At 63.4% G+C, this 22,415-nt stretch carries 21 protein-coding genes; 16 read left to right on the forward strand and 5 right to left on the reverse strand.

What is annotated here, in order from left to right:
* Nucleotides 1–35: 35 nt before the first annotated feature.
* Together K7711_RS28255 and K7711_RS28260 are read left to right on the forward strand one after the other, a co-directional pair.
* The gene (locus tag K7711_RS28255; RefSeq protein WP_222972478.1) at nucleotides 36–1,190 is read left to right on the forward strand and encodes an LLM class flavin-dependent oxidoreductase; all 1,155 of its coding nucleotides are present in this window, start codon (nucleotides 36–38) and stop codon (nucleotides 1,188–1,190) included.
* 77 nt (nucleotides 1,191–1,267) lie between these two features.
* A complete protein-coding gene (locus tag K7711_RS28260) occupies nucleotides 1,268–2,014 on the forward strand; it encodes an SDR family NAD(P)-dependent oxidoreductase (RefSeq protein ID WP_222972479.1) in 747 nt (248 codons plus the stop codon).
* A gap of 111 nt (nucleotides 2,015–2,125) precedes the next feature.
* Here the strand turns inward: K7711_RS28260 and K7711_RS28265 are convergent, their stop codons facing one another.
* Nucleotides 2,126–4,744, reverse strand: coding sequence for a LuxR C-terminal-related transcriptional regulator (locus K7711_RS28265; RefSeq protein WP_222972480.1), 2,619 nt, complete (start codon nucleotides 4,742–4,744; stop codon nucleotides 2,126–2,128).
* Nucleotides 4,745–5,135: 391 nt separating this feature from the next.
* Here K7711_RS28265 and K7711_RS28270 point away from each other — a divergent pair, with 391 nt between their 5' ends.
* Nucleotides 5,136–5,537 (forward strand): nuclear transport factor 2 family protein, encoded by a 402-nt coding sequence (locus tag K7711_RS28270; RefSeq protein ID WP_222972481.1) that lies wholly within the window; start codon nucleotides 5,136–5,138, stop codon nucleotides 5,535–5,537.
* A 65-nt stretch (nucleotides 5,538–5,602) separates the two neighbouring features.
* Nucleotides 5,603–6,715 carry an LLM class flavin-dependent oxidoreductase gene (locus tag K7711_RS28275; RefSeq protein WP_222972482.1) on the forward strand — a complete coding sequence of 371 codons (1,113 nt, stop codon included), beginning with the start codon at nucleotides 5,603–5,605 and terminating at the stop codon, nucleotides 6,713–6,715.
* 165 nt (nucleotides 6,716–6,880) lie between these two features.
* On the opposite strand, the gene K7711_RS47870 is transcribed toward K7711_RS28275, so the two are convergent.
* A complete protein-coding gene (locus K7711_RS47870; protein WP_235747949.1) occupies nucleotides 6,881–7,120 on the reverse strand; it encodes a hypothetical protein in 240 nt (79 codons plus the stop codon).
* Here K7711_RS47870 and K7711_RS28280 point away from each other — a divergent pair.
* Nucleotides 7,058–7,438, forward strand: a complete 381-nt coding sequence (locus K7711_RS28280; RefSeq protein WP_235747942.1) for a riboflavin kinase — start codon at nucleotides 7,058–7,060, stop codon at nucleotides 7,436–7,438. The genes K7711_RS47870 and K7711_RS28280 overlap by 63 nt on opposite strands.
* Before the next feature lie 165 nt (nucleotides 7,439–7,603).
* Here K7711_RS28280 and K7711_RS28285 read toward each other — a convergent pair whose 3' ends face one another.
* Nucleotides 7,604–8,620 carry an SMI1/KNR4 family protein gene (locus K7711_RS28285; protein ID WP_222972483.1) on the reverse strand — a complete coding sequence of 339 codons (1,017 nt, stop codon included), beginning with the start codon at nucleotides 8,618–8,620 and terminating at the stop codon, nucleotides 7,604–7,606.
* A gap of 898 nt (nucleotides 8,621–9,518) precedes the next feature.
* On the opposite strand from K7711_RS28285, the gene K7711_RS28290 reads away from it, so the two are divergent.
* The 4 genes from K7711_RS28290 to K7711_RS28305 all read left to right on the forward strand — a co-directional run bounded on the left by K7711_RS28290 (nucleotide 9,519) and on the right by K7711_RS28305 (nucleotide 13,528).
* Nucleotides 9,519–10,739 carry a PucR family transcriptional regulator gene (locus K7711_RS28290; RefSeq protein WP_235747883.1) on the forward strand — a complete coding sequence of 407 codons (1,221 nt, stop codon included), beginning with the start codon at nucleotides 9,519–9,521 and terminating at the stop codon, nucleotides 10,737–10,739.
* 1,091 nt (nucleotides 10,740–11,830) lie between these two features.
* Nucleotides 11,831–11,995, forward strand: coding sequence for a GTP cyclohydrolase II (locus K7711_RS49370; RefSeq protein ID WP_372460199.1), 165 nt, complete (start codon nucleotides 11,831–11,833; stop codon nucleotides 11,993–11,995).
* 108 nt (nucleotides 11,996–12,103) lie between these two features.
* Nucleotides 12,104–13,051 (forward strand): helix-turn-helix domain-containing protein, encoded by a 948-nt coding sequence (locus tag K7711_RS49030; RefSeq protein WP_308014982.1) that lies wholly within the window; start codon nucleotides 12,104–12,106, stop codon nucleotides 13,049–13,051.
* A 54-nt stretch (nucleotides 13,052–13,105) separates the two neighbouring features.
* A complete protein-coding gene (locus tag K7711_RS28305; RefSeq protein WP_222972484.1) occupies nucleotides 13,106–13,528 on the forward strand; it encodes a VOC family protein in 423 nt (140 codons plus the stop codon).
* Between the two features lie 80 nt (nucleotides 13,529–13,608).
* Here the strand turns inward: K7711_RS28305 and K7711_RS28310 are convergent, their stop codons facing one another.
* Nucleotides 13,609–14,040, reverse strand: a complete 432-nt coding sequence (locus K7711_RS28310; protein ID WP_222972485.1) for a hypothetical protein — start codon at nucleotides 14,038–14,040, stop codon at nucleotides 13,609–13,611.
* An 852-nt stretch (nucleotides 14,041–14,892) separates the two neighbouring features.
* Here K7711_RS28310 and K7711_RS28315 point away from each other — a divergent pair.
* From K7711_RS28315 to K7711_RS28325, 3 genes are all read left to right on the forward strand, one after another.
* The gene (locus K7711_RS28315) at nucleotides 14,893–16,788 is read left to right on the forward strand and encodes a potassium transporter Kup (protein WP_308014988.1); all 1,896 of its coding nucleotides are present in this window, start codon (nucleotides 14,893–14,895) and stop codon (nucleotides 16,786–16,788) included.
* Between the two features lie 285 nt (nucleotides 16,789–17,073).
* Nucleotides 17,074–17,301 carry a hypothetical protein gene (locus tag K7711_RS28320; RefSeq protein WP_222972487.1) on the forward strand — a complete coding sequence of 76 codons (228 nt, stop codon included), beginning with the start codon at nucleotides 17,074–17,076 and terminating at the stop codon, nucleotides 17,299–17,301.
* A 321-nt stretch (nucleotides 17,302–17,622) separates the two neighbouring features.
* Nucleotides 17,623–18,312 (forward strand): PAS and ANTAR domain-containing protein, encoded by a 690-nt coding sequence (locus K7711_RS28325; protein WP_372460200.1) that lies wholly within the window; start codon nucleotides 17,623–17,625, stop codon nucleotides 18,310–18,312.
* A 44-nt stretch (nucleotides 18,313–18,356) separates the two neighbouring features.
* On the opposite strand, the gene K7711_RS28330 is transcribed toward K7711_RS28325, so the two are convergent.
* A complete protein-coding gene (locus K7711_RS28330) occupies nucleotides 18,357–19,307 on the reverse strand; it encodes a helix-turn-helix domain-containing protein (RefSeq protein ID WP_222972488.1) in 951 nt (316 codons plus the stop codon).
* Between the two features lie 479 nt (nucleotides 19,308–19,786).
* On the opposite strand from K7711_RS28330, the gene K7711_RS28335 reads away from it, so the two are divergent.
* From K7711_RS28335 to K7711_RS28350, 4 genes are all read left to right on the forward strand, one after another.
* The gene (locus K7711_RS28335) at nucleotides 19,787–19,942 is read left to right on the forward strand and encodes a DUF6131 family protein (protein ID WP_222972489.1); all 156 of its coding nucleotides are present in this window, start codon (nucleotides 19,787–19,789) and stop codon (nucleotides 19,940–19,942) included.
* A gap of 224 nt (nucleotides 19,943–20,166) precedes the next feature.
* The gene (locus K7711_RS28340; RefSeq protein WP_222972490.1) at nucleotides 20,167–20,493 is read left to right on the forward strand and encodes a plasmid stabilization protein; all 327 of its coding nucleotides are present in this window, start codon (nucleotides 20,167–20,169) and stop codon (nucleotides 20,491–20,493) included.
* Between the two features lie 448 nt (nucleotides 20,494–20,941).
* A complete protein-coding gene (locus K7711_RS28345; RefSeq protein WP_222972491.1) occupies nucleotides 20,942–21,508 on the forward strand; it encodes a hemerythrin domain-containing protein in 567 nt (188 codons plus the stop codon).
* Nucleotides 21,509–21,592: 84 nt separating this feature from the next.
* Nucleotides 21,593–22,054: an SRPBCC family protein gene (locus tag K7711_RS28350; RefSeq protein WP_222972492.1), complete on the forward strand. Its 462-nt coding sequence runs from the start codon at nucleotides 21,593–21,595 to the stop codon at nucleotides 22,052–22,054.
* Nucleotides 22,055–22,415 lie beyond the last annotated feature (361 nt).

Genomic DNA, 22,415 nt, shown 5'->3' on the forward strand with positions numbered 1-22,415 from the left:
CTGTTGGCCAGCCTATAGAAAAGGAGTGTCCATACGTGAAGTTCCATTTGATGCAGACGGGCGTCATCGGTCGGCGTCGAGAACTGGAAGCAGGCATGGCGGGCCAACGCGCAGACCTCTATCAACGATACCTGGAGGAGGTGAAGGGGTACGTTCAACTTGCCGACGAGCTCGGGTACGCCAGTTATTGCTCCCCTGAGCACCACCTCCAGATCGAAGGTTTCGAGATCACCAACCACCCGGGCATGTGGGGGTTGTTCGTCGGTGCGCATGCCAAACGCATGAGCGCAGGGATCCTCGGCTACGTTCTGCCGACTCATAATCCGGTCCGGGTCGCCGAAGAAATCGCAACCCTCGATCACATGCTGGGTGGCCGACTGATAGTCGGTTTCACCCGGGGGTACCACGCTCGCTGGGTGGACTCATACGCTGCCGTACGCGGGGTCGGCGCAACGAACGTCATGCATGCAAAAGCCAAGAATGAGCAAGACGCGATCAACCGTGAGATTTTCGAAGAATCCGTTCAGATCGTAAAAAAGGCGTGGAACAACGAAATATTCAGCCACAAGGGTAAGCATTGGGAGTTCCCGCCCAACGGCGGTTCCGCCGGACATCCAGGATATGCCGAGTTCGGCAAAGGCATGGATGAGGACGGAATCGTGCGAGAGATCGGAATCGCACCCCGGCCTTTCCAGAATCCGCATCCGAAGATCTACGGCGCTTTCGCATACAGCATGCGGACCGTGGACATGTGGGCGCGAGAGGGCGGCAAGCAGGTTGTATTCGCTACCGACCTCGATTTCTGCGAAGCCCTGTGGAACCGGTATGCGCGCACCGCCGCGGAAGCCGGTCGCGACGTGCCACGCGAGGAGATCGGCGCATGGGGCGGGTTCCTGATCCTGACCGACGACAAGGAACAGGCTGCTGCTTTGGAAGCTGAACACCGCTGGTTCTGGGACAAATGGTTCATCCCCCACGGCCAGCAATTCCCGAACGTACTCATCGGTACTGCGGACGATATTTCACGCCAGATCGAGCAGGCACACGACCGCCTCGGTTTCAATGAATGCTTCCTCATGTTCGGCCAGGGACATCTGGACCCCGAGCGAAACAACGACGAGCTCGCCCGTTTCGCCGAAGAGGTTGCCCCACGATTCAGCACCAAAGCACCGGACGGAACCCTGGTCTGATCCCGGTCACAGGCACGACCCGGCGACACCTGGTTCGAACGAAATCCTTGAAAATTGAAATCAGGAAGGAACCCGAAATGGGACGATTGAATGGCAAAGTTGCCATCGTATCGGGCGCAGCGAGAGGAATGGGGGCTTCGCACGCCCGGCGATTCGCCGAGGAAGGTGCACGGGTAGCACTGACCGACCTCAACCAGGAGTCGGGCGCAGCCCTGGCGAAGGATATCGGCAAGAATGCTGTGTTCATTCGGCATGACGTGACCAAATTCTCCGAATGGACGTCGGTCGTAGACGAAGTAGAGAAGACATTCGGGCCTGTCAACATTCTGGTGAACAACGCAGGCGTGCTGGGCCCCATCAACACCACCGCAGATCTGAGCGAAGAAGACTACCTGTCAGTTTGCGCGATCAACCAACATGCTCAATTCTTCGGAATGAAGGCCGTCCTCCCCTCGATGCTCCGCGCGGGGCAGGGGTCCATCGTCAATATTTCGTCCATCGCTGGGATCGTCGCAAACTACGGTTTCCCCAGCTTGGCTTATGTCGCAAGTAAATTCGCAGTTCGTGGTATGACCAAAGCAACGGCCGTCGAATACGGCAAACACAATATTCGGGTCAATTCCATCCATCCGGGTTTCATCCAAACCCCGATGATGGTGGAAGCGACCAATGAAGAGGGCGGCGACGCGCTGGCGCAGATTCCTCTCGGACGGATCGCGGACCCCGGCGAGGTGACAAACCTGGCGCTGTTCCTCGCTTCGGACGAGTCCTCGTACATCACTGGCGCCGAACACGTCGTCGATGCCGGCATGATCGCACAGTAGTCGCCGCACCTATCCTGCGAGCCGCCGATGGCCGTGGACTGCACCGGTCCGTGGCCATCGGCGGCTCGAGCCCACGATCAACGGCAACGTAAAACGTCGATATCGAGCCGCCTATCCGAGGGCTGTCGCAATCTGATGACGACGGATCAGGCCGAGCTTGCGCAAGACGCGTTCGACATGTCCCTCGACGGTCCGGTGTGAAATCACCAAGCGGGCCGCGATCTCCTTGTTGGACAACCCCTGCGCCACCAATCGGGCAACCTCCGACTCTCGTTGTGTCAGAGTCGAAGTCACCACTGGCTTCGACTCGCCCTCGACGACGTTCTGCCCGAGCTCATCGAGTGCGTATTCGACCAGGTCGGGAAGCGACATAGCCGCACCGCGGCGCTGACAGTCGAGATAACGTCTGTCCCCGATCGCCGCGAGTGCGCTGGATTCGAACCGGGCACGTAGCTGCACCCAGTGTGCCGATCCGTAAAGTTGCATCCCGAACGAGCTCCACAGCTCGGAGGCGGCGCCGATCAATACCGCGGACCGTTCGGCAGAACCGGCCGCCGCCTCGGCCCAACCCAGCAGGTCGGTCACCAGGGTCGTCCCGACCACGTCATCGAAAGCTCTTTTCAGAGTTAAACTTTCGAGTGCGTACCGCAATGCGTCTGTGTACTGCTCATTGACCAGAGCAACCAGTCCGGACCCGTAGATGGCGTAGGACAGCATCCAACGCTCGCGGGACTGTTCGGCCTGGTGCCTCACGAAGTCGAAATGCTCGATCGCGCGTGCCGTATCCAATGTCGAGCTGTAGAACATGCCCATCTCAATGTGCAGCGTCCACAGCAAGTCGGTTCGCCCCGGAAGATGCTCGTAGCGATGCAACGCGTCGAGCAACAAGTTCTGGGCCGACTCGAATTCACCGCCCAGGTAGGTGCACAGGCCCTTCGACTGCGTAGCGAATGCAACGGTTGCCTCGTCATGGCGCGGACCGGCGAGCAGCAACGCCTCATCAAGGGCCTCGTTGGCCGCGGCGCGGTCGCCCTGCATCGTCAGCACGATACCGAGCGTGGCCAGCACCCGGGACCGCCTGACGCTCGGCGCCCGGTCGATTTCCGCGATCCGCGTCAGCCACAACCGATGCTCCCGCACCGAGAACGCGGACGACCACAAAAACCAGGTCGACGCGATTTCGGCAGCGGCGTCGATCATCTGCGGCGTCGGATTCGAGAATGCCGTTTGTAGCGCGAGGCGGAGGTTCGCACGATTGCCGCGCAGCGAATCCGCCGCGGCTTGCTGCTCATGACCGGTCCATGCCTCGCTGGCTGCCCGAACCAGATCACTGCACCAGCGGAGGTGGCGAGTGCGCATCTTTTCCGCATCGGCGCTAGTGAGTTTGCCGGCACCGTATTCACGGATCGTCTCCAGCATGCGGAACCGCACCCGCCCGAGGCTCTCCTCACGCCGTAGCACCGATTTACTTACCAACCCGGCGATCGCATCGAGGATTTCCCCAGGTACGACGTCGTCGTCGCCGCAAACCTGCTCGGCCATCGACAGATCGAATACTCCGGCGAAAACGGACAGTCGCGCCCACAACTGTTGCTGATTCGGGGTGCACAGTTCATAGCTCCAGTCGACTGTAGCCTGCAAGCTTTGATGGCGGGTCGGTCCCCCACGATTGCCGACGGTGAGAATATCCAGCCGATGGTCGAGACGATCGGCCAGGTCCTGCACGGACAGTGCTGTCAATCGGGCGCAGGCAAGCTCGATGGCCAGTGGGATACCGTCCAGCTGCGTGCATATCCGGCGAACCACCTCGTTATTGCTTTCGGTGATGGCGAAACCGGAAAGGACTGCGGCCGCCCGATTTTCGAACAGCTCCATGGCAGCGCCGACCGCCCGCGCACTTTCCTCCCTGATCGTAGGCAGGGAGGGCACAGCGAAGACATGCTCCTCCGGTATCGACAGGGTTTCCCGACTGGTCACCACGATTGTCGCCCGAGTGGTATACCGCAATATTTTCGAGACCAACCGTGCGCAAGCATCGATCATGTGTTCACAGTTGTCGAGCACGATCAAGATCTGCTTGTGCCGTAAGAACTCGATGACGACATCATCGGTGGATTGCTCCGGCCGATCGCGCGACGCGATCCCCAGGCCGTCGACCACAGTCTGGGGCATCAGGGTCGGTGAATGCAACGAGGCGATCTCTACGAATCGGACCCCGTCGGGAAAAGCGCGCCGAAACTCGGATGCCGCCTCTACGGCCAGCCGGGTCTTGCCGATACCGCCCGGCCCGCTGATGGTGATGAGTCGTTTTTCGCCCAGCAATGTCCGCAGAGCGGTCAGCTCGCGGTCTCTCCCGATGAAGCTGGTCGCGAAGGTAGGGATTTGGGGCGTAGCAAATGGTTTGCCTTCGAACGACTCCGGCGAGGATGAGAGATCCTCGCGCAGACGATGCACAAGTTTCGCAAGGGTGTTTCGCGATCGACTCCAACCTACCCTGCGTTGGATCTCTGCGATGCTGATCTCCGGATCCTCGTCGAGTAGAGAAGCCACTGCGGGGGCCAATTCATCGGCTGAGGAACCACGCCGGGGACGATGGTCCTGTGGTGGTTGCGCGAAAGTCAGCGCGCGACGAACCGTATTTCGCGACATCCCGAGATGGGCTGCGATCGCCTTGATCGACATACCTTGGTGATGCAGATCATGCACCTCGCGCCACTCGTCAGTATTCACTCGGTCCTCTCCGGAGCGACGCCATCGCACCCGCAGGTGTGGTCCCGCTCACCAACTCCATGGTGCTGTTTGCACACAAGGGGGTCAAGTTCTGCCAGTCACTACCCGATCGAGATCGCCCTCGGGCAAAAGAACGCCGATATTCCCAGGTGGTGGCGCTACGTGTCGTTGTCCGGAAAAGACCACGTGGTGAATCACGCGCGACCACGGTTTCTCACCGACATCGACCGGAGCACAGTGATGGGTACCACAGCGAGCGACGGGAATGTAGCGGATCACATCGCATACACCCGGGGGCGGAAAAGGTCGTTTCGAGCGTCGCCCAAACACTATGACGTCAATCTCCCCACATTCCAGGAAAAACATCTCTTCACACTCGATCGAGGTAGCCGTGACCACGCCTGAGCAGAACATCGAAATCACCAACCGGTTTGCCGAAGCATTCTCGACCGGAGATGTCGACACTCTTCTCGAACTCCTATCAGACCAAGCAGTCTACTGGGTCGCCGGCGGAATCGAAGGCTTGTCGGGAAACTACGACAAGAACGCTTTTGGTGAACTGATTCGAGGCGTCAAGGACGCCTACAAGCAGGGGGCACTGAAGATCACACCCACAGCCGCCATAGCGCAGGGAGATAAGGTCGCGGTTGAAGCGGATTCGTTCGCCGAGCTCACCGACGGCAGAATCTATAGCAATCAATATCACTTTCTCTTTCAAATCTGCGACGGAAAGATACTTCACGTCAAGGAGTATATGGACACCCATCACGCTTTCGAGACCTTCGTCTCGTGACGCCACAGACAGTACTACAAATACTCGATCGAGTGTATAGAAAATAGGAAAGGTGAGTGCAAGTAATGGACACCGGATTGATCGTTCATCCGTACATGCGACCGGAACGGACGGCGCGACAGACCTTCGACTGGTGCGTGCAGAGTTCGATCGCCGCCGATCAGGCGGGCTTCACCTCGATCATGCTGTCCGAACACGCTTCGCAGCGGTGGGAAAACATTCCCAATCCCGAACTGATCATCGCCGCGGCCGCCAGGGAAACGGAGCGAATCAATTTCGCCCCGATGGCGCACCTGCTGCCCCACCAGCATCCCGCCAAACTGGCTGTCATGATCGGCTGGTTGTCGAATATCCTCGAGGGCCGATACTTCCTGGGCATCGGCGCGGGAGCATACCCACTGGCTTCCTACATCCACGGCATCAAGAACGGCTCCGACACCAAGTTCCTCAATGAGATGGTGCGCGAATCCCTCGAGATCATGGAAAAGATCTGGAAGCGCGAGCCCTTCTTCTACGAGGGAAGGTTCTGGAACGCCGGCTACCCCGAGGAGGAGGCGGCAACAGATGGCGATCACCAGCACATGCTCGCCGATTACACTCCGTGGGGCGGCCGGCCGGAAATCGCGGTAACCGGCTTCAGCTTCAACTCTCCGTCCATGCGGTTCGCCGGCGAACGCGGATTCCGGCCGGTGTCGATCTACTCGGGCCTCGACGCTCTCAAGACACACTGGGAAACCTACTCCGAAGCCGCGATCAAGAACGGCCACACACCCGACCGTTCCCGCTACCACGTTTCGCAGACGGTCTTTGTCGCCGACACGGACAAGGAGGCGAAGCGATTGGTCATGGAGGGGCCGATCGGTCACTGCTTCGAGCGCTACCTCATTCCCATCTGGTGGCGATTCGGAATGATGGACGGATTCATCAAGGACGTCGGCGCCGACCGGGCGGACGTCGATCTCGAGTGGGTGATCGACAACGTATTCGTGGTGGGCTCGCCGGATACCGTCGTCGAGAAGATCAACCGACTGTTCGAGGCCACAGGCGGCTGGGGTACATTGCAGATCGAATCCCACGACTACTATGACGACCCGGCGCCTTGGTTCCAATCGCTCGAGATGTTCGTCAAGGAAGTCGCGCCCCGAATCGCCCTGCCGACCAAAAGCACTGCTTCCTGATTTTGGCAGTAGGTGCGTGGAGCCGAATTCATAACGTCTCTTCGCGCGTGCCCCGCCTCCAGACGCTGGGCCCGGATAGCACGGTCCGTGCCCAGCGTCTCGAAGTAGCTTCGACGCCCCTGCGCGGCATTCGTCTCCTTGTCGCAGATTGCCGACCACGACCATTCATCCGACGAAGATGAGGAGAATTCTGTTATGCCCGATCCTGGCAGCCACGTTCGGCACAGTCGTCCTGCTGTCCTGGTGAGACCCGTCGGGAATGCTGCGGCGGACGCCGCGGAGCAGCCCGATGTTCGAGTCATTCGAGGCCGTGTCGTTCGCGGCGACCAACGCGGTCGCGAACTGGGTTTCCCAACAGCCAACCTGGAACTCGATCCCCGGGCAGAGCTGCACCCCGATCAGCACCTGCCGGATGGGGTTTGGGCTGGTCGATGCCTCCTGCCCGACGGCCGTTCAATCGCTACGGCGATATCGATCGGCCGTCGGTCTACCTTTTACTCCTCGGACCTCTCGCCGAACCCGCCGTGCGGTAGGGTCGGCCGCCGACGAGGTGCCAGTGCTCGGCGGCGTTGCTGTCAGCAGCCGAGATACCGACCGGCGGTGGGATTCCTGCGCGATTGGCGGGGCTGTGATCGGCCTGCCAAAGGTTGCCCTCGACACCAGTGTTTCCGCGACGTCCTGTCGACGTTCTGTAGGTCCGAGCGGATCGGCGTCACGGGTTGATCGAATCGTTTCCGCCGTATCGAAAATCCCGTTGCAACTCGCTCGTACGGTTCATGAACGCGTCCATCGCCGCATCGAGGTCGCTGCTCCGCTCGGTCGACGAGGTGCGAACCTGCCCTGGTCCGCAAACTCGGCATCGACGAACCGGCGGACGCCTGACGCCGGTCAATTCCCCAGTGTCCCACCGATCGTCAAGTAGAAGGTGCGTAACGTCACCGCGGGCTTCTCGCTGCGGACACGGATCTGCACCACCGCATCCGGCGCATTCGCGGCGACGAGGATCCGGGCCTCCACCATGCGCGACCGTGGCGAGTCCGACGGTGCTCCGCGTGCGACAACCGCGCCGTCACACACTATTTCGAGCAGATCGGCCTCGGCGTCCTCGTCCGTGCTGGCCCACGCGAACAGCAGATACGCGATGCCGGGCGCGAGACCGCCGCCACCGAGCCGGATCGTCGTCGCAGCGTCGTCGGCAATCAGCGGAACGACTTCGCCGGTCCGCCCGAAGACGTCCTGATCACCACCCGAAATGTCGACGCGGTCCCACGGCAGCGGTGAACCCGCGCTCACCTGCACACCGGCCCGATCATCGCCGCCGTGGAGGGAAGCACGCGGCGGCCCGCCGTAGCGGTGTCCCCAATCGCTGATCATCGTCCACCGCGCGTGACCGACAAGCGAGCCGAGTACCGAACGGGCATAACGGTATTCACCGGTCACGAGTCCGGTCAGGAAGTCGGCCATGTTACCGTCGTACCGGGCCCAGATCCCGGGGCCGTGGAGATGCGCGAGCACCGTCCAACCGTCGGGATCCTCACCTTCGGTGACCCAGAAGAACATGTCGCCGTTGGTACTGCCACCCCATTGCAGCAGGCCACCCGGCTCCGGATAACCGGCGAGCGGATTGCCGTCGTCGTCGTAGTCGAAAACCTCGTTGGCAACCAGATCTCGGGCATTGTCGATCAGCGACGTGAGCCGAACCTCACCGTTGATCCGGCGCGACGCCGGATACAGCACATACAGCTCACCGACCCTGCCGTTGCCGTAGTAGTCGATGAAATCCCGATAGTCCGACGGCAGCCGGACCCCACAGGCCGATTCGATGTCGTCCCACGGCGGCGGCACCGCTTCGGGCAGCGGTGACGGCGCCATGATCCCCCTCAGCCGGGAAACCGATTCGTGCATCCCCGAGCTCCTTCCGAATTCCTTTGCGCCACAGTCTGTCATTCTGCTCCAGGGAGGCTTCGAGGTAGTCCGCAGCGCGCCACGACGTTGGGACGAAGAAGCCGGTGACGGCGGGCCCCGCAGGGTGGCCCATCCGCAGAGCCACCAATAGAACTGATTTGCCGTGGCCACTTCACGATCCCACATCGAACCCGCCAGCTGCCCCCTCCGGGCTCCACCGCCGCCACACCAGATAGGCGACGCGATCAGCTCCGTTGACGGGCGTGCGGTGTACATGCGTTGCCGCATACCCGCACGCCATCCGATTGGGTGGCCCACTTGCTCGTGTACACCAGGTACTTACCATCGGCGCTGCGATGCGCCATCACCAACGCAGCGGTGGTACCCGGTCACCGACAAACAAGGACCTACAGCCCTCCCAACTGCGACAACGCAGCGCTACGGTAACTGGCGAAGACCTCCGGACGGACTGTATGCACTTGGCAGCACGCAGATCGCCCGGAGGCCTTCGCCATGTCAGCTCGCCGCACCGTCGCCGACGTCGGTGCTCGGCACGCACGGTCCGGCGCAGTCGCTGATCCTTTGAGGTTCCCCCGCTGAGGCGGAGAGCGGATTATCTGGTTCCGGCTGGAACCAGTTGATGGTAACCGGCTTCGAACTCATCCGGTGATCGCCAGCCCAGCACCCTTCAGGCTTGGTGGAACCATCATTGTGAGCGATCACTATCGCTTGTTCGCCGCTCCTCCTAAACGTCACGTGACTCGAAGCAAATCTTCCTCGTGAGTCGTGAGCTGGCTACGCTCGTGCAATAGCCCAGTTAACGGGGAGGGAAGGAAGAAGTTGGACCATGTCTGCCACCCCTCCACACCAGCATGGACTCACTGTATCCGGTCGGCCGATGTCGCTGCCGCTGAAAGACGTGCGGGGGCTGTCACGGCGGATGGTCGGTCATTTCGTCAAAACCGTCGCCCCCTGCGGCACCTTGCCCGGTGACGCGATCCACGGCGACATCACCATCATCACCCGCGTGTGCTTGGAACTGGCAGTCAGCATGCTGGATGGCAGCAACATCACGGAGAAGACCGGGCGACTCGAGGACGCTGCGGCTCAATGGGCTCGCGAAGGCGTGCCCATCGGTACTATTCACCACGCGATCCACGAGGGCTTCAAGATCGGCTTCGACCTGGTGGTGTCCACCGCCTTGGCCGAACAGCGCTCCTCCGGCGCGGCCAACGCCGAGCCGGTGCTCAGCCCCAGCACGACGGACTATCAAAGCATTCTCGATGGAGCCAAACTCGTCGTCGAGATGCTCGACACCATGACCACGGTGGTCTCGGTGGCCTATGTACGCGAACTGCGCGCGGTCGTGTCGGAGCACCACACCGCGGTGCATACGCTCACCTCGGCGCTGCTCGGGGGGCACCCCACCTCCACCATGGCCCGCGAGTGTGGCATCGACATCGCCGACCGCTATCGCGTAATAGCCCTCGCTATTCCTTCCCACCCGGACGAGTCCAACCCGACGCTGGATGCGAAAGTCGTTGCCCGCCGCAAACTCCGGCGCGTGCAGGCAGAACTGGCCATTCGCTGCGAGGACACCGTGCTGTCGCTGCTGTCGACCGACGGCGGCACTCTACTCATTCCCGCCGCGCACATCACCGAGGGCGCTCTGGAAGAACTCCTCGGGCATCTGTCGCGGGCAGGCCGCGTGCCGATCACCGCCACGATGGTCACCGCAGCTACCGACACCGTGCCCACCGCCGCGGATCAAGCCCACGAACTGCTCGACATCGTCGCCAGGCTGGGATCGGCACCAGGTCTGTATCACTTCGACGACCTGGCTCTGGAATACCAGCTCACTCGCCCCGGCCCCGGGCGCGAACATCTCGGGTCGCTGCTCGATCCGCTGGATAAGCATCCCGAACTGCTGGAGACGCTGCAGGTCCACATCGCACACAACCTGAACCGCCAGCACACAGCACACCTATTGCACGTACACACCAACACGGTGGACTACCGGCTCAAGCGAATCGGTCAGCTCACAGGGTTCGATACCACCCAGGCGAGCGGGCTGTGGCACCTGCGTTCGGCATTGGTTGCCCACACGTACCGCGGGTGAGCGGAGTTCGGTCGAGCGGGTGCGGAATTACGTTCTGCACGGCAGACAGTATTCGTGCAGTAAGAATCAGGGGCGATGTCGACAATGGTCGAAAACGCTCAGGAACAAACTTTACGAATTGGAAGCAGAACATGTATGATGCGCAACGAACCGAAGCCGACGGATTGTACGCGACATGGCGTTTATTTCAGAAGCACCTGATCTCCATCGTCGCCGTCCACGAGACATCCGGTTCCACGCCGATCGTATCCTTCGGCCCCGAGGACTTTCCGGATCTCGCACGAGCACGAGAACTCCTTCCGGAAATGAACAGGTTGCGGGACGCAGTACGCGACGACTTCTGGACAAAACTCATTCCGCCGCAACCACATATCGCCGGTGCCATTCGACGGGATCGTGAGACCACGCACACGGTCAGGAATTCGGCGCCCTTGGGGCTCCGATGGGCGGTGCCCCCGACAGACCGTCAGACCCGCACGCCGACCCACTACTTCCCGAATGCCCGTTTCAGGTGGGTGCTCGACATCCCGCCGTCCGGCAACGATGCCGATGACGGTCCACAACGGCGTGGACCTCGTAACGGGCCCAAGCCCATCCGCCCAGATCGAATCGGATCACCCAATGGATTACATTCAGTGCCTTCTGTGTGAGAGGAAGTCGCTACCGACAATCGGTCGGTGCCGATGCGCGCATTTCTCCGCCCGCGCCGAGGTAGGTACTCGGACAGGAATGACTTCTGCCGACTGGAATGCTGTCGCTTGCTGGCTCGAGCCAGGCAGGAATCATCCGACAGCGCAGATGGGTTCAGAATAGTGATGCCGATCTCCCCGATTACGAAACCCGGACTTCGAGACCTGGCTGTATTCGGCCAGATTCAACTGAAACCACATGCATACGGCTTTCGACGGTGAACGATTCCAGGTACTCGACAACCCCGAACGGATCGGAGCTGGTGAAGACTCGCCACCGTTCCGCGGCCGCTTCTCGGCATCTGCGAACTCGCACAGCAGCAGCACCCGGCCGCCGATGACCCGACGCTCCGTCTCCCAGCCGCCGCCATACCGCACGACCTCGGCGCCACCCGCATCCAGTTGCTGACCAACAATCCGGCCAAGGTCAGGAACCTGGAATCCGGGAGAATCCCCGCCGTGCGCCAGGCCCCGCTCACGGTCGGCGGCGCGCCAACGAACCACCGAAACCTGACGACCGAACAGCACCACATGGGCCAACTGCCCGACGAGCGCGAGATGCCCTGACCGACATGCGAAGCGGGCAAGGAATGCTCGAGGTCCGCTCGGGAGCGATCGACCCGGGCCATACGTCGCGGCCCAATAAGGACGGTGCGCACCGCTTCTGGATCGATCGTGAACTACGCGGTCCCAGTCAGTGCGCCCCAGCTGCCAACGGTCACCGGCAGCGTCGCCGCCGGGTACGCCGTGCCCCTCGACGTCGGTATCGACACCACCACCGAACCGACCAGCGGCGGGGTGCCGCCCGGCGGGCCCGGCGGGCCCGCTGCGCAAAGCCGCCCCGGCGGGACGGCCGCTGATGTTAGTTTCTTGGCCGTGAGCCTCGAACCTGCCGGTGGTGTCGAGCAGCGCCCCTGCGATTCCCCGTATGTCGAGCGGGTCTATCGGGCTGAGCCGGGCAGCGGGGTGACGCCGGCGCGGATGCGGTCCGTGGCGAATTCGAACTGGGAACTCGTTGTGTGGCGTGACCGCGGGGTGACGCATGTTTCGGTCCGCGGCCCCGAGACCGGCCCCACGGTGCTGGAGCTGGGGCCGAGTACAGGCGAAACGTTCGGGATCATTTTCCGGCATGGTGCGTTCCTGGCCCCGATGCCGGTGCCAGGGCTGGTCGACACCGCGGTGTCGAGTCCGCACACCACGGCCCGCTCGTTCGTGCTGCAGGGCCAGGAGTGGGAAACCCCGGCCTACGACAACGCCGACGTTTTCGTGGACCGGCTGGTCCGCGCCGGACTGCTGGTGCGTGATCCGCTGGTCACCGATGTGCTCCGTGGTGACGCGACCACGTTGGTCACTCCGCGTTCGGTGCAGCGGCGGGTGGCCGCGGCGACCGGGCTGACGCAGGGCGCGATCCGGCAGATCGAGCGAGCCAGGCAGGCCGTCCTGCTCCTGCGGCAGGGGATGCCGGCGATCGAGGTCGCGCAGCGAGCGGGCTACCACGACCAGCCGCATCTGGCGCGTTCGTTGACCAGGTTCACCGGCCGCACCGCTTCCCAGCTACGTCGCGCCGACGGCGAGGAGATGCTGTCGCTCCTGTACAAGACCGAGGTCGAGGTGCGCCCCTAGGTTTGTGGTGCCGCCGGGAGCGCCCGGCACACCGAACATCCTTGGAGACACGTCATGGCATTCACGCAGATCTACGTCAACCTGCCGGTCACCGACCTGGAGGCGAGCAAGAAGGTGTACACGGCGATGGGAGGAACGATCAACCTGGACTTCACCGGGGACACCTCCGCCCAGGTGGTCTTCGCCGACGCGGTCGTGGTGCAGCTGATGACGCGCGAGACGTTCGCGACCTTCACCAAGCGAGACACCGCGGACGGTCCCATCGAGGTGATCAACGCGCTGGCCGCCGGGTCACGCGAGGACGTGGACCGCCTGGCCGACGCGGCGCTGGCCGCGGGGGCCACCGAACCACGGGAGGCCCAGGACATGGGCTGGCTGTACAACCGAGCGGTCGACGACCCGGACGGCCACTGCTGGGAGCTGCTGGCCTACAACCCGGGTGCCTTGGGCGACGACCCCACGACCGGCCAGGGCTGATGGCGGCAGCAGGCCGGATCGTTCAGGCGTAGGCAACGCTATGGCACTGCGCTCACGAGTTGCCCGCGCCCAAGCTGTGGTCAGGTTCTGTGCATTCGGGTGTTGGGCCGCCGCGTCACAGCGTCGCTGCGCTGACGTGTGTTGGCTACATTGCGATCGTTCTGGGCTTCTTGCCGGACTTCTCGCGCCTCGCGGCGAAGCAACGCGGCTGTGCTGCGGTCCAGGCGCCCCACACCGGAGGCAACCAGAGCTCGCGCTCGTTCGATCGTCTCCCAGGCGTTCTGTGTGTCAGGATCCCTCTCCGGCGAGTCACCGGACAGCCGTTCCTGCCAGGCATCGAGCCGCTTCTCTCGGGCGTCTGCTGACGCTTCACGCCGGTCGGCGATCTGCTCGCGGGCATCTGCTGACGCTTCACGCCGGTCAGCGATCTGATCGCGGGCGTTCGCTGTCACCTCACGCCGGTCAGCGATCTTGTCCCGGGCATCGGCGACCTCCTCGCGCTGTGTAAGCACTCGTTCACGATCGCGCAACCGCTCCACCCGTTGAGCGTACTCCGTCTGATCCGCCGGACCTGGCTCCGGTCCGCCAGCATCTGCTGCCACACCGTCGCGGTGGCGCCGCTCAGCTCCCATACCCCGATGATTACACCCTTCTACAGCACATAAACAAAGGCTATGACCTCGAATCAGACAGGCCAGCCAATACGGACGTCGCGATGCCCGGTTCGAGCGAGCTACGTCCTGAGCGATGCCCGATTTCACGGCCGGAGTCACACACTCTCACCGCGCGACGACGCCGCTGAGGCACAAACCGTGACGCCTGATCCGTGGTCGATCACGCGCGTGGTCGCCGAACCGCTCGCCGAGCTGGATCCGCCAGTGATGTCGAGCGGGCAGTGATGTGAGATCGTCGCGAGGAGTCGGGATACCAGGGCTGTACCACCTGCGGAAATTGCGCTGCCTGGATATCCGAGCCGGTGTGCGCCAACGGATCCAGCGCCATATTCGTGCTGATCCGGTGCCTGACACCGGATTTCGGTAGCCACCAGGACCAGGCGGATCCATGACATGTTCGCGATGGGGATTCGGCATACGGCAGGTGCGCGGGGCTCGTGCAGGCATTGTCGAGCTGGCGATCCCCGCGGCGGGACAGCCAATGCCGAGACATGCCGACACCCGATAGCCGGAAATCCGCTGGATACGACCGCGACGAGAGCGGCGATGCGCAGGTGGGACTGGTTGGACGGTATCGTCCGGGCACACAAGGCGCGAGTTCCCTCTCAGCAGCTCGCGCGGAGGAGGATCGCCGTGCCCCCGAACCAGCCCGTGCCCGCCGCACACTCGTCGTCGAGTCCCCATGCCGGAGTGCATGATTCGGTGCGCCCGGCGGTGGTCCTCGGTGCACTCGGCGTGGTGTTCGGCGATATCGGAACCAGCCCGATCTACACCCTGCAAACCGTATTCGCCCCCGGCGACCCGCATCCGGTGCCGGTGAGCACGAACAACGTGTACGGGGTGGTGTCGCTGGTGTTCTGGTCGGTCATGATCATCGTGACCGTCACCTACGTGTTGCTGGCGATGCGCGCGGACAACGACGGTGAGGGCGGCATCATGGCGCTGATCACCCTGCTGCGCCGATCGAGCGCGCCCCGGGGGCGCCGTGTCGCGCTCGGGCTGGCAGCGCTGGGCATCTTCGGGGCGTCGCTGTTCTTCGGCGACAGCATGATCACCCCGGCGATCTCGGTACTCTCGGCGGTCGAGGGCCTGGAAGTCGTGCGGCCGACGCTGAGTGCGTGGATCGTGCCGATCACCGCGGTGATCATCGTCGCACTGTTCCTGGTGCAGAAACGCGGCACCGCCGCGGTGGGCCGCATGTTCGGGCCGGTGATGGTCATGTGGTTCACCGTCATCGGCGTCTGCGGTATCACTGGGATCACCGTGCATCCGCAGATCCTGAAGGCGTTGTCGCCGACGTACGCGCTGGGATTTCTGGCCGGCCATTTCGGTACCGCGTTCTTCGCGCTGGCCGCGATCGTGCTCGCCGTCACCGGTGCCGAAGCGCTGTACGCGGACATGGGGCATTTCGGGCGCCGCTCGATCACCCGCGCCTGGCTGATCCTGGTGTTCCCCGCGTGCACCCTCAGCTACCTCGGCCAGGGCGCGCTCATCCTGGACGACCCGGCCAACATCTCGAGCCCGTTCTTCCTGCTCGTGCCCGGCTGGGGCCGGTTGCCGATGGTGCTGCTGGCCACCGCGGCCACCGTGATCGCCTCCCAAGCGGTGATCACCGGCGCGTATTCCGTTGCCTCCCAAGCCGCCCAGCTCGGCTACCTGCCGCGGTTGCGGATCGCGCACACCTCCGAATCCTCGATCGGACAGATCTATGTGCCGTGGATCAACTGGCTGCTCATGGCCTCGGTGCTGACGCTGGTGTTCGCGTTCCGCAGCTCGACCGCGCTGGCGTTCGCGTTCGGCATGGCCGTCACGGGCACCATCACCATCACCACCCTGCTGTTCTTCTACGTCGCCCACATCACCTGGCACACCCCGTGGTGGCTGCTCGCGCTCGGCGCGGTCCCCCTGCTGACCGTCGATCTGCTGTTCGTCGCCGCCAACCTCACCAAGCTCGCGCACGGCGCGTGGCTGCCGCTGCTCATCGGCCTCACCGCGTTCACCATCATGACCACCTGGCAGCGCGGCCGCCGCATCGTCACCGCCGCACGCGAACACCGCGAGGGATCGCTGCAGGAATTCATCGATGACCTCGCCGCCGGGAGGCCACCCACCACTCAGGTGCCCGGCACCGCGGTATTCCTCAACCGCGGCAAGCAAACCGCGCCACTGGCCATGCGCGCCAACGTCGAACACAACCACGTCCGCCACGAGCACATCGTCATCGTGTCCATCCAGACCGAACCCGTGCCGCGCGTCCCCGCCACCGAGCGAATCACCGTCGACAACCTCGGCCACGGCGACGACGGCATCACCCACGTCACCGCCCGCTACGGCTACATGGAAACCCCCGACATCCCCAGCGCACTCGCCACGATCGACCCCGCCGACACCGAAGGCCGCCTCAACCTCGACCAAGCCTCCTACTACCTGTCGAAGATCGACCTGCGCCGCGGCAGCGCGCCCACCATGGCGCCCTGGCGCAAACGACTGTTCATCGCGACCTCCTACATCACCGCCGACGCCGCCGAATACTTCGCCCTCCCCCGCGACCGCACCATCATCATGGGCTCACACATCGAGGTATAGCCCACAGCACTTCCCTGCTGCCGACCACCGACCGTCACATCACGCGCCACCGCAACCGAACGCGATCCTGCTTTCCGTTGCATATCAACGGAATCCGGCGGCATGCTTGGGGGCGTGTACAGGTGGTTACATCCATAATCGCCTCGCCAGGGCGGTACAGATTCTCCAACTGCGCCGGAACCATCGCGACGCAGATCCAGCAGATGCAGAGCATGCTGACGTACAGCCTGATCACATACTCGCAACCGGGACCTTCATGCGAGCGACCTCATCGGCTGAGCGCGCGTGGCCGAGGCGGCACCCGGGCAGCGGCCCGCAGACCCGCTCGCGCTCGATCAACCGGGCACGAGCGGATCGGCTCAGCTGCCGATGACGGAGTTCATGATAGTTCCGGCGCTGGTGACGGTGGCGCCGCCGATCATCGCGCCCGCCACCATCTTCGGCGACTCGAGGCTGGTACCGGGCCTGCTGCCGCGTGAAGTCGCGTCTCCGACGGGAGTTGGCTGGGCTTGATGGAAACCACACTGCGGACTGCCAACCGGGACGGGCAGCGCCCGGTGATGCAGTGGTGCCCCGCGCCCGCCCTCTCGCCACGTGATTCCCATCAGGGCTGAGATCAGACCACAATTCCCGATCAGCGGCGTGCGGATGTTGAAAGCCAAGCGGTGTGCGGGAACTGGGCTGTTCTGTCATGCGCTGCCGAACGGGGCCATCGGCGGAGCGTCGTCACGGTCGTGGTGCCCTTGCCACTGTTTGCCGCGCATGTCCAGGAGCCGCGGCGTCCAAACCGGACCCGCTGCACTCACCGGTGACGTTCTTGCGAATAATTAGAAGGTGCAATCAGCTTCTACTCCTGCTTCCGGCGACCCGGCGCCACTGACGCTGCCGGAACAAACCGACGGGTACCAGCCCCCAGCGGGCGCTTTCCGGTTCTGGTTCGCCAACCATCGCTGGGAGTGGTCACCGGAGATCTACCGGATGCACGGGTACGAGCCCGGCGAGATCGAGCCGACCACCGAACTGCTACTCGCGCACAAACATCCCGACGACCGCGAACCCGTCGCCGAAGCGATCGCTCGCTCCGAGACCCAGGGCGAGCCCTTCTCCAGCCGCCATAGGTTCATCGACACGCACGGGATAGAGCACTCGGTGATGGTCGTGGCCGACCGCATCCTGGACGACCAGGGCCACCCGATCGGGACCGCAGGGTTCTACATCGACCTGTCCGACACGATCGCCGACGCCGGGCAAGAAGCCATCGGTCAGCGGTTGCCCGAAATCATCGAAGCACGCGCGGTGATCGAGCAGGCCAAAGGTGTGCTGATGCGCATGTATCGGATTACCAGCGCGCAGGCGTTCAGAGTCCTGATCTGGCGTTCGCAGGAAACCAACGTCAAACTACGCGACTTGGCCGAACAGCTCATCGCCGAGCTGCCAACGATCGCGCCGCCCGAGACGGCGACCGTGTCCCAGTTCGACCACCTCCTGCTCACCCTCCACGAACGAATCCCCGCCAAGGACTGAGCACCTCGGGCGAATCGACGAACTTCACCGTGCCGGGGAAGTCATCACGCGGCCAGGGTCGTGCCCGGGGCCTGTCCGTACAGTTGGCGGTACCAGGCCGCGAAGCGGCCCGGGTGCCCGAACCCCCAGGCGGCGGCGATCGACCCCACGGTGGCGCCGCCGTCGGCGGTACTGGCCAAAAGTTCCTCGTGAGCACCGCACAGTCGCATTCGTCGCAGGTACTCCATCGGGGTGGTATCCAAATGCCGGCGGAACGCCAGTTGCAGGGCCCGCACCGTCACATACGCCGCCGCCGCGACATCCGCGACCGCGATGTCCTCGCGTATCCGCGATTCCATGAACGCCACTGCCCGCCGGACCGTAGCCGGATGGGCATCGGTGCGATCGGCCACCACGGATACGGCGTCGGCGGTGTTCGGAAACGCCCCGAGCACGACAGCTGCCAGATACTGCGTCGCCGCCGATGCAACCAGGGGTGGCACCTCATCGTCGTACTCGGTCGCCATCTGCCGTACGTGTGCGATGGCCGAGTTCAATCGCCGACCCGCCGCTACCGACACCGGGCGATGCCCGGTCAAGGCCACCGGCATCGTGCCAGGGTTCTCTACCGAGGCGACGCGAGTCAGCTCGTGCGGCTCGAACATGGTGATCGTGTAACGGGCCTGGTGGATGACCCCCGAGTACGGCAGATGCGGCGGTGTGAGGATCCCGACCTCGCCCGGCTCGAATACATCGGTGACATTCTCATCGAGGTAGTCCTCCTCGATGGAGCCGGTCTCCACCCCGCACAGGCAGATCTTGCCCAGCGGGTCGGCGTCGTAGCGCATGTCGAAGCCCAGATCCAGCCGGTCCAGGCTGACCTTTCCGACCACATCGCGCGTGATGTGGGTGCGGATCGGGCCCTTGGTCGCATTCCCGATCTGCATCGCCGTGTAGTTCCGATTCAGAAACTCTTCGGTAGCCGCGAGGCTGCCGCTGTCGAACTCCATCCTCATACCGTTGCGTCCTTCCGCTGGCTGGCAACAGCTCAGCTGATGGCGAACCACACCGTCCGCGCCTCGTGAGTAGTCTCAGCCTGAAGGGGTACCCATTCCGGCTCGATGCTCACACGCTGCAAGGTCCTAGCGACCCACCGCATCAAACGGTCGCGTCATAACTTCGCAGCGTTGATGAATCGCGTTAGATCGCGAATATCTGGGTATTGCGCGCTGTATCCGCAAGAGAGGTAGTCAGCGTGCTAACCGAACACAGGAGATCTTACTCGGCCGTGCCGCCGGCCGGGTTGCGCACCGAGCAGGCAGACCGGCGCCGAGGGCCGCCGGAAATCAATTCTGAACTCGGCAAAGGACGCGCCTCTCGGCACGCTGGCTGCGTCGGGCGTTGTTTCGGTTCCCGTACGTACCGGAGCGACTTCACCAGCGGTATCCGATCGCAAAACGGTTACCGCTGACACTTTTCAGTCTGAGGAGTTCTAGTGATCATCATCGGAATCATTCTGCTTGTGCTCGGTTTCATTTTCGGGATCCCCATCCTCTGGACCTTGGGCATCATCGCAGTCGTCGTCGGCCTGGTCCTTGCCCTACTCGGAGGGTTGGGCCGGCCGGTCGCAGGTCGACGCCATTACTTCTGACCGTAACCTTCCCGCCATCGAGGGCCTGCCCTGATCGTCGAGTCTCACCGCCTTCCGCATCGAGACGCTCACCTGCGAATCAGGCCCCGGCAGCTCTGAGCATCTCGACGCGGCCACGCCGCAATCCAGTCCGGATGCGATGTGTCGATCCGCAGTGAGCGGGTATGGCGGCTCTAGTTCCAGGCGGCCCGAACCGCGGGCTCCGCCGTGTGAGGAGGTATGTCATGCCCCAGGCGTGGACCGACAAGCAGGAACGCGAGTACCAGCACATCCGCGACTCGGAGAAGTCCCGGGGAGCGGGCGATCGGCGCGCGAAGGAGATCGCCGCGCGGACGGTGAACAAGAACCGAGCCCAGTCCGGGCAGGCGCGCACCGCCAGCCGCTCCTCGGTGAAGGACATCTCACCACAGCGGCGCGGCGGGCAGCGTTCCCACTCGGGGGCACAGGGGCCTACTTACAACCAGCTGTACAACGAAGCGCGCCAACGCAAGATCGAGGGCCGCTCCAAGATGAACAAGTCCCAACTGGCCCACGCCCTGGGCCGGGACTGACCCGGCCCCTTGGCCGAAGCTCAGCCAAAGCTCCCCCGATTCTGTTGTCTCCGTGTCTAGTTCAGCCTCTCCACCCGGCGCGGTGATGTACTGCTCATGCCGCTGAACGACCACCATGGGCGATCTGTGGTGCCACATCGAAGGGGGCGCGATGTCCGACGGTTCTTCGGACCCGTGGATCGCACGCGCTCTCGCGACGGCGACGGGCAGACTGCCGTCGCTACCGGGGTGATCGCCCGTCGCCGCCCGGCCACACAGCTGCTGGAACGCACTGGCTCGATGCATGTTCCGGCGTTCCTGATCCAGTGGTTGCGGCACGGTACGGCTGGCGACCGGGGAACTTGCGTTCGCGGGACACCGCGTTCTGGCGATCACCTCAATCCATGGTGTGAGCACCCTGTCAGTGGGTAGGCCGCACGCACACAGCCCCGACCAGAAGAGGAACGAGATGCCAACCGACACCGACGCCACAGTCATTGAACTCCTTCTCGCACAACATGATCAGATCGAACAGCTGCTCCATCGTGTCTCCTCGATCCAGAGCACCGCCAAGCGGGAACCATTCGAAGACCTGGTCCGGCTACTGGCCGTACACGAAAGCGCCGAAGAGGAGATCCTGCACCCCTTCGCACGGCGGTCCGGAATCGATCAGGGCATCGTCGACAACCGTCTGGCCGAGGAGAACCAAGCCAAACATGTGCTGTCCGAACTGTACGAACTGGGCGTGGAGAACGTCGAATTCGACACCAAATTCCAAGAATTCGCCCACAACGTCATCGAGCACGCACGCAACGAGGAGAAAGAGGAATTCAATCACCTCGCCGAACACTGCAACCGCACGGAACTGACCCGTCTGGCCACGCTCGTGCGCGCCGCGGAGGCCATCGCACCGACCCGCCCGCACCCCAGCGGCGGAGAAAGCGCAGCCGCCAACCTGCTGGCCGGCCCGCCCCTGGCGATCTTCGACCGGGTCCGCGACATGGTTCGCGACTGGAACCGCAAAGCCGGGGAGTGAGGAATCGGGACCGAGAGGGAACAAGACCCGCCGTGCCACCGGCGAGGCCGGACTCGGCCATCGAAGAGGAAAGGTAAGGAACTCATGACCACGGTCACCGAATCAGTCGACGTGCACGTCCCCGTGACAACCGCCTACAACCAGTGGACCCAGTTCGAATCGTTCCCCGAGTTCATGCAGGGTGTGAACCGGGTCGAACAGCGCGACGATACCCACACCCACTGGACGATCGAGGTAGCGGGAGCGACACGGGAATTCGACGCCAGAATCACCGAACAGCACCCGGACGAACGCGTTTCGTGGACCACCGAGGCAGGCCCACGGCACGCGGGAGTCATCACCTTCCATCGACTCGACGACACCAACACCCGAGTCACGGCCCAGATGGACATCGATCCCGACGGTTTCCTGGAGAACCTCGCGGACAAGCTCGGCGTGCTGGATCGCCGGGTCAAAGGCGATCTGCATCGGTTCCGCGACTTCATCGAATCACGAGAAGGCGAAACCGGTGCCTGGCGCGGTGATATCGACCGGCCACGCCCCTGAATACGGCGTCATCACGCGAGATCATCGCCCGAGGAGGGGGCTGCACGATGACATCAACCCGGGTGCTTGCACATGCCGACAGCGAATCGGTGACGGTCCATTGATTGGGCTCGAGGTCAGGTGCATCAAGCTCTCGCCGTCGTGCGCAGTGGTCAGCCAATCCTCCGGCGGATCGACGCCCTGCAGAACGAAATCTCCGCACTCAGTAGGGTATTCGCGCCCCGGTGGGTGGCCGTGCGCCGAGCGTCGAGCAGGCCCGATCACCGTCGGTTCGGACGCGGCTTCGGCTGAAGATCCGACTCGGGCATGCCCCCGATCACCGCCGTCCTAGGCTGCCGCCTGGCGATTGAACACCGGCGCA

It is taken from the genome of Nocardia coffeae, assembly GCF_019890715.1.
GTDB classification, from domain to species: Bacteria; Actinomycetota; Actinomycetes; order Mycobacteriales; family Mycobacteriaceae; genus Nocardia; species Nocardia jiangxiensis.